Origin of the sequence: Myceligenerans indicum (assembly GCF_016742955.1) — a bacterium.
Lineage (GTDB): Bacteria > Actinomycetota > Actinomycetes > Actinomycetales > Cellulomonadaceae > Myceligenerans > Myceligenerans indicum.
Window position 1 is genome coordinate 1 of sequence record NZ_JABBYC010000089.1, and the last position, 7,470, is coordinate 7,470.

Sequence of the window (7,470 nt, forward strand, 5' to 3'; positions counted from 1 at the left end):
CCTTATCGTCGGCAGCGTCAGATGTGTATAAGAGACAGCCTCTCCCCCGCCGCCGAGCACGACGTTCCCGTCGATCCTGAGCCCCGGACCGACGGCAACGTCGTGCTCGCGCCGGTCTTCGCCGGTCGGCCGGAGGAGAGGCGGCGCGTGACGGGGGCGACGTTTTCGGCGGGGCGGGAGTTTGGGAGAATGGGGCGCGTGACTTCCCTCCTCGACCGTGCCGACACGCCCGCGCCGGCCCCCGTGCTGCCTCCGCTGCAGCTCGGGCCGATCACCGTGGCGACCCCGGTGGTGCTCGCGCCCATGGCGGGGGTGACGAACCGCGCCTTCCGCACGCTGTGCCGCGAGGCCGGGCAGCGCACCGGGTTCGACCCGGGCCTGTACGTCGCGGAGATGGTCACCTCGCGCGCGCTCGTGGAACGCAACGAGGCAGCACTGCGCATCGTCACGTTCGGCGCCGACGAGTCACCGCGATCCGCCCAGGTGTACGGCGTCGACCCGGCCACCGTCGGCGCGGCGGTCAAGATCATCGCGTCCGAGGACCGCGCCGACCACGTCGACCTCAACTTCGGCTGCCCGGTCCCCAAGGTGACCCGCAAGGGCGGCGGCGCCGCGCTGCCGTGGAAGCGGCAGCTGTTCACCGACATCGTGCGTGAGGCCGTCCGCGCCGCCGAGCCGTACGGCATCCCGGTGACGATCAAGATGCGCAAGGGCATCGACGACGACCACCTCACCTACCTGGAGGCCGGGCGCATCGCCGAGGGCCTCGGCGTCGCCGCCGTCGCCCTGCACGCCCGTACCGCCGCGCAGCACTACTCCGGCGTCGCGGACTGGGAGTCGATCGCCCGCCTCAAGGAGACCGTGCGCAGCGTGCCGGTGCTGGGCAACGGCGACATCTGGTCCGCGGAGGACGCCCTGGACCTGGTGCACCGCACCGGAGCCGACGGCGTCGTCGTGGGTCGCGGCTGCCAGGGCCGGCCGTGGCTGTTCGCGGACCTGGCCGCCGCCTTCAACGGGTCCGACGCGCGGGTGCGTCCGGGCCTGCGCGAGGTGGCCGACGTCCTGTACCGCCACGGCGAGCTGATGATCGACTACTACGACGGCGACGAGCACCGCGGCGTCCGCGACCTGCGCAAGCACATGGCCTGGTACCTCAAGGGCTACGCCGTGGGCGGCGAGGCCCGGCACGCGCTCGCGCGCGTGTCCTCGCTGGCGGAGCTGCGCGAGCTGCTCGACGCCCTGGACCTGACCATCGGCTACCCGGGTGCCGACGCCGAAGGACAGCGCGGGCGAGCCGGAACACCCAAGACGCCGCACCTGCCCTACGGGTGGCTGGACTCGCGGGAACTGGACGCGGAGTTCGAGGCACGGCTGCGGGAGGCGGAGCTGAGCGTCAGCGGGGGGTGATCCGGAGTGTGCGGACCGGGACCCGCGCGGGGTCTCAGGTTGGCGCGTGAGAATCCAGGCATTGGCCCTCCCTCGGAGCCGAGGACGCTGACTCGTCCACCTGGATGAGAATCTGGGTCCGCAGCGTGGAAGGCCTGGCACCTGTAGCGCCGCCCTGCAGGTCAGCAGCTCGGGGTACCCATCGCAGATACCGCAGAACCGACATCAGGACCACAGCGAAATCTGCATTGGCAGTGCCGCAGAATCTGTACCGGCGTCGGACGGAATGAACTGCCGCGACCGGTGGATCTCCGTGCGGTATGCACACCAAGTGCGTACGCGTCCAAGAACTCTCCCGGCCGTAGGAACGCACGGAGCGAGCCGCAAGCGCATCACATCCACGGCCGCGTCCAGGAGAACCAGTTAAGGTAGATTCGACCTACGTAAGATCTGATCTACCTTGAGGAGCCGAGTGGACTTCGCCGGAAGGTCGCGCGACCTGGGCCATCTGGCCAACCAGCTCAGCCAGATCCGAACCTCCGCATCTGGTCCGCGAGGCCGTGCCGTCGTGCTCCTGGGACGACGACGGGTTGGCAAGTCTCGCTTGGCTCAGGAGTTCGTCGACAGATCCGGTCTACAATCCATCGTCTTTCAGGCAACACGGGGCAGAAGCGCCACCATGGAGCGTGACCAACTCGTCAGCGCCGCCCGATCGGCCGCGCAAGGCACTCCCGCTGAGGACCTGCTGCGCGAGGTTCGCCCCTTGGACTGGGTCGGCGCACTGAACGCGCTGGCATCGGCCGTGCCCGACAACGAACCCAGCATCGTCATCCTGGACGAGGTCCCCTGGCTGATCGAGCAGGACCCCGGGTTCGAGGGCGCCCTGCAGACCGTGTGGGACCGGGCACTGTCCCTCAAGCCGGTGCTGCTCCTACTGATCGGCTCCAACATCTCCGTGATGGAGTCCCTCCAGACCTACGAACGCCCCTTCTTCGGACGAGCCGTCCCCATGCGGCTCAAACCGCTCACCCCCGGTGAGATCCAGGAGGTCACCCAACTCGACGCCGCCGACGCCTTCGACGCGTTCCTCGTGACCGGAGGATTCCCCGAGATCGTCCGCACCTGGCAGCGTGGAGCGAGCCTCGAAGAATTCCTTGAAGAGTCACTGTCACAACCACTGACTCCGCTGCTCGCCTCAGCCGCGCTCACCCTGATGGGCGAGTTCCCCGACTCCTCGCACGCCCGAACCGTCATCGAGGCGATCGGCGGATACGGCGAACGCACCTTCTCGGGTATCGCCGGCCGCGCGGGCGGACCACAAGCCCTTCCTTCGGGGACGCTCACCCCCATCCTGAGGATGCTTCAGGAACGACATGTCGTCACGGTCGACCAACCGCTGTCACAGAAACCGGACACGAAGAACAAGCACTATCGCATCGAGGACACCTACCTGCGGTTCTGGCTCGCTCTCATCGAGCAGGCCATCCCCTACGTCGAAAGAGGCCGCGGTGACGAAGCCCTTCGGCAGATCCTGCGGTCGTGGACCAGCTGGCGCGGCTACGCCATCGAACCCGTCATCCGCGAAGCCCTGCGCTGGATCCTCCCCAACGACCGGTGGCCCGACACCAATGCCATCGGAGGCTGGTGGAACCGGCAGAACAACCCGGAGATCGACCTCGTCGGCGCGACCGGGGAACCGGTCGCGAAGAAAGTGCAGTTCATCGGATCCATCAAGTGGTACGACAACCGCCGATTCGGCAAGCACGAGTACGCAGAACTCGTCTCTTCCGCAGCAGCAGTCCCCGGCTACACAGACGACACCCCCCTCGTGGCCGTCTCCCGCGCAGGCATCGAACCCGGCACCCCCATCACAGCATCCTGGAGCCCGGAAGACCTGATCGCCGCATGGCGCTGACCACTCGCCGCCCACGTCGCCGCAATCGAACATCGTGTCGATGAAGCACCGCAGGATCCCACGCCCGCGCCGTGGGCCGGCCGTCCGGGCTGCCTACGTGCTCGGCGCGGAACGGCTCGGCTGGTCCCCGTTCACCCGCTGGACGCGCTCCAGCCAGCGGGTGACGGTATCCAGCTCGTCGGGAGAGAACCCGGCGGTCAGATGCTCGTTGAGCTCGCTCAGGACGCCCGCGGCCTCGGCCGCGGCCTCGCGTCCGCTCTCGGTGCTGCGAACCTGCACACCCCGGCCGTCATCGGGATCGCTTGCCCGGACGACCAGCCCCGCCTTCGACAGCCGGTCGATCAGCCCGCTCACTCCGGACACGGACGAGTTGAGCTCGCGAGCGATCTCACCGACCGACGCTCCCGTCCGCCCGGCCAGGTGGAAGAGCACACCGGCGCCGGCCGCGCCGACATGGTCCTTGCCCGCCCGGCCGTCGATCCAGCGCCGGACGCTCCGCTCGGCGGAGAACAGCTGCAGCACCAGCCGTCGGCGTCCCCGGGGCGCCGTCACGCCGTGCCTCCCGGGCCGTCCCCCGGGGTCCCGTGCGAGAAGAACCACTCCACGATCTCGGTCCAGGCGGGCTCACCGACCCCGCGACGCAGGAGCCCGTGGTGACCGACCCGATTCACGCCGAGGTCGCCCGGCTCGTACGTACGCCGAGTGACAGCAGCGGACACGAGGCGATCCGTGATCGCATCGATCTGTGCGGGCGTCGCCCAGGGATCGTCTCCGGCTCCGAGGGCCAGCACCGGAAGCCGGACCCGGCTCATCCGCTCGGCCGCCTGCATCGTCGGGTCCTCGAAGAAGTAGTCGGGGCGTCTTGTCCAGGGCGCCCAGTCCCGGACCACGCCGGCCGGGATGTCCTCCCCGAACCCCGCCAGGCGCGACGGCGCGTAGCCGAGCACTCTGCTGAGCGCCGGGGCGAGGGTGAAGAACATCCCGACGCGCGCCCGCTCGCCCCGGTCCTCGATCGCAGCGGTGACGCCCGCGTGCGACGACACGGTCGCGAAGGCCGTCAGCCCGCCGGTACCGAAGCCCAGCGCCAGGGCATGACCACCGACGCTGTGGCCGACGGCGAAGTGCGGAACCCGAGGCAGCCGGTCCCGCGTCCAGGCCGCCACCGCCGGGACGTCCTGAGCCATCCAGTCCCGCATCCGCACGGACCGATGCTCGCGAGGCAACCCCGAGCGGCCCGTTCCCCGGTAGTCGTAGGTCACGGCCGCCACCCCGTGGCCCGCCAGGAACGTGGCGCACGACCGGTAGAACCGCTGTGGCGTCGCCGTCGCCGGGTGCACCACCACGGCAGCACGCGCCTCGCCCTCGGGGAGCCACATCTCGACGGCGACGTTCCCTCCGGCCGCCACCGGGACGAGGTCTTCGACCTGCCCGGGCGCATTAGTTCGCATGCGAACTATAATAATCCGTCGCCCGGACTCCCCGGGCACGACGAGCCGCTGCCCGCGCCCCCCTCGTGGAGTCAATGACACTGCCCATCCCGCGGGCAGATCTCACGCCGTTGGTCCCCACGCCGTCTCGGCCCGTTGGCCCTCACACCATGAGGCCCGACGCCGTCAGCCCCGCCCCAGAGGATCCTGCCGCACCGGGAGCGAGCTGAGCATCTCATCCACGGACCACTGGTCGTCCGCGTGCCGGCCACGCTTGGCGGCGAGGATCCGCCCGTCCGGGGAGATCAGGAAGTCGCCGGGCAGGCCGAGACTGCCACCGGTCGCCCGGGGCGCCGGTCTCTGCCCGCGCAGCACGGACGGCAGGGCGGCGAGGATGCCCCGGACGATCGCTGACCACGCCCTCGGGTCGAGCAGCGCACGACGGGCCGACTCGACCCCGAACTCGCGGTAGAGGAGCTTCTCGGGGTCGGGGATGACGGCGAACGGGAGATCGCCCGCCTGCTCCCGCAGGACATCGGCGGGTGAGTGGAACACCACGACCTCACGCACGCCGGCGGCGGAGATCTCCGCGTGCCGCGCCACGAACGTCCGCAGGTGCAGATGGCAGACCGGGCAGCCGGCAAAGCGCCGGAACTGCAGGTGGACGAAGCTCTCCGGGTCCGGGACCCGCACCCGGACGCCGTTCACGTCGGTCAGTTCATGGTGTGCTACGAGTTCGGCGGTCATCAGGCGGTCACTCCTCGGGACGTTCGCGGCTGGGTGCTCCCACGCCGGCCGACAGGATCCGGCCGGTGCGATGCGGCCGGTGCGATGCGGCCGGTGCGATGCGGCCGGTGCGATCCGGCCGGCAGGATCCGATCGGCGTGGTCCGGACAGCGTGATCCGCACGGTGGCGGGTGTCGATTACCTCGCAGGTAGTTGCGCGGCAACGGCCCGCAAGGCAGCGTGACCCCATGACCGTCACCCAGGAGCCGGTCGGGACGCTGGTGCGCCGGTGGCGTGAACGACGCCGGCGCTCCCAGCTCGACGTCTCGATCGCCGCTGATCTGTCCGCCCGGCACCTGAGCTTCATCGAGACCGGGCGCGCCCACCCGAGCCGGGCCATGATCGAGCGGCTGTGCGAGGAGCTGGAGGTGCCGTTGCGTGAACGCAACCGCCTCTACCTCGCCGCCGGGTTCGCTCCGGTGTACGCCGAACGAGCACTCGACGACCTCGGCATGGCGCGGGCCGCCGTCCAGGCCGTGCTGACGGGCCACGAGCCGAACCCCGCCATGGCGGTGAACGTCCGGTGGGACCTGCTGGCGGCCAACCGCGCCATGCGGTCGTTCCTCGGCGACGTGGACGCATCCGTCCTGACGGAGCCGGTGAACGTTCTTCGGGTCATGCTGCATCCGCGGGGCATGGCCGGGCGCGTACGCAACTACGGGCCGTGGCGCGCGGGGCTGCTGCGCAGGGTGCGCCGCCAGCTGGAACGCACCGCCGCGGCCGGTCTCGCCGATCTCCTGGAGGAGGTCAGGTCCTATCCCCAGCCCCCGGAACGGGCCGGAGCCGCCGGAGCCGTCCCCGACAACGACCTGGTGGTCCCGACGGTCATGGCCACGGAGCACGGCGACCTCTCCCTGCATCACGCGCTGACCGTGTTCGGCGCCGCGCGGGACGTGACGCTGGACGAGATCGCGATCGAGACCTTCTTCCCCGCCGACGAACGCAGTGCGGGGCTGCTGCGCGCCCTCGCCGACGCCGGCGGTCGCGAACGATCGAACCGTCCGGAGCTGCGGACGGTGGTCCCCACGGAGTGAAGCCGGCGACGGAAGCGACACCGCACGGGACCATTCCGGCAAGCCACACCCCGTGATCTGCCGAAACCGTTCCCCGCTGGCACACTCTGTGCGCATGCCGACCCCCTCCGTCCGCCGGAGCAGGCAGGGCGCGCTGCCCGGAGCGGTTGACGTCGTCGTCGTCGGAGGCGGCGCCGTCGGCGCTGCCGTCGCGTTCCAGCTGGCCGACGCCGGTGCCGGCGTGCTTCTGGCCGAGGCGTTCACCCTGCCCGACGGCGCCGAGCCGACACACTTCTCGGCCATGGCACAGCGCGCCGCACCTCCCGTGCCGCTCGCGGGGCACACCTTCGCCCCTCATCACGCGATCGAGGCCCTCGCCCTGCGCAGCAGCGAACTGTACGCCGCACTTCCCGCCCGCCCCGGCGCCGGCGTCGGGCACAAGGCGTCGACCCGGGCGAGCCTCCACCTGCTCGCGGACGACCACCTCGTCGCCGCCTACACGCGGGCCGTGGCGGAGCAGGCCACCCGCGGGCTCGACAGCACGATGATCCAGGCGCAGGACGCCGCAGTGCTCAATCCGTACGTCGCCGCCTGGCAGTACGCGGGGGCAGCCCTGATCGCTCCCGAGCGGTGGCATGCGCCGGGTGCCGCCGCGGCCGACCTGCTCGCCGCGGCGTCGCACCGGGGCGCGGTGCTGCGCGAACACTGCATGGTCACCGGGATCGAACGCGCCGGCGGATCGGTCACGGCCGTCTGGACGGAACACGGCAAGGTGCGCACCGGCGCCGTCGTGCTCTGCGCCGGGGCGGACTCCGGGCGCCTGGCCGCCTCGCACGTGACGGCCGGGCTCGCGGCGATTCCCGGCGCGCCGCCGGACCGCTCCGCACCCCGAGCCGCCCCGCCAGGGCCCGCCCCGCTGGAGACCTGTCTCTTATACACATCT

7 protein-coding genes are annotated in these 7,470 nt (G+C 70.9%); 4 read left to right on the top strand and 3 right to left on the bottom strand.

Annotated features, from left to right (window positions below):
• Nucleotides 1–189 precede the first annotated feature (189 nt).
• Both dusB and HGK34_RS21530 read left to right on the top strand, forming a co-directional pair.
• Nucleotides 190–1,407, top strand: coding sequence for a tRNA dihydrouridine synthase DusB (gene dusB / locus HGK34_RS21525; protein ID WP_201851354.1), 1,218 nt, complete (start codon nucleotides 190–192; stop codon nucleotides 1,405–1,407).
• Nucleotides 1,408–1,954: 547 nt separating this feature from the next.
• Nucleotides 1,955–3,301: an ATP-binding protein gene (locus tag HGK34_RS21530; RefSeq protein WP_201851342.1), complete on the top strand. Its 1,347-nt coding sequence runs from the start codon at nucleotides 1,955–1,957 to the stop codon at nucleotides 3,299–3,301.
• A 93-nt stretch (nucleotides 3,302–3,394) separates the two neighbouring features.
• On the opposite strand, the gene HGK34_RS21535 is transcribed toward HGK34_RS21530, so the two are convergent.
• The 3 genes from HGK34_RS21535 to HGK34_RS21545 form a co-directional block, all read right to left on the bottom strand.
• Complete coding sequence (locus tag HGK34_RS21535; protein WP_201851344.1) at nucleotides 3,395–3,853, bottom strand: MarR family winged helix-turn-helix transcriptional regulator; 459 nt, start codon at nucleotides 3,851–3,853, stop codon at nucleotides 3,395–3,397.
• On the bottom strand, nucleotides 3,850–4,749 hold the full coding sequence (locus HGK34_RS21540) for an alpha/beta hydrolase family protein (protein ID WP_201851346.1): 900 nt from the start codon (nucleotides 4,747–4,749) through the stop codon (nucleotides 3,850–3,852). The genes HGK34_RS21535 and HGK34_RS21540 overlap by 4 nt, the downstream gene beginning before the upstream one ends.
• A 165-nt stretch (nucleotides 4,750–4,914) precedes the next feature.
• Entirely contained in the window at nucleotides 4,915–5,475 is a 561-nt protein-coding gene (locus tag HGK34_RS21545; protein ID WP_201851348.1) for a peroxiredoxin-like family protein, read from the bottom strand.
• Between the two features lie 227 nt (nucleotides 5,476–5,702).
• Here HGK34_RS21545 and HGK34_RS21550 point away from each other — a divergent pair, with 227 nt between their 5' ends.
• Together HGK34_RS21550 and HGK34_RS21555 are read left to right on the top strand one after the other, a co-directional pair.
• Entirely contained in the window at nucleotides 5,703–6,548 is an 846-nt protein-coding gene (locus HGK34_RS21550; protein WP_201851350.1) for a helix-turn-helix domain-containing protein, read from the top strand.
• A gap of 94 nt (nucleotides 6,549–6,642) precedes the next feature.
• On the top strand, nucleotides 6,643–7,470 hold an 828-nt coding region (locus HGK34_RS21555; RefSeq protein ID WP_201851352.1), incomplete at its 3' end, for an NAD(P)/FAD-dependent oxidoreductase.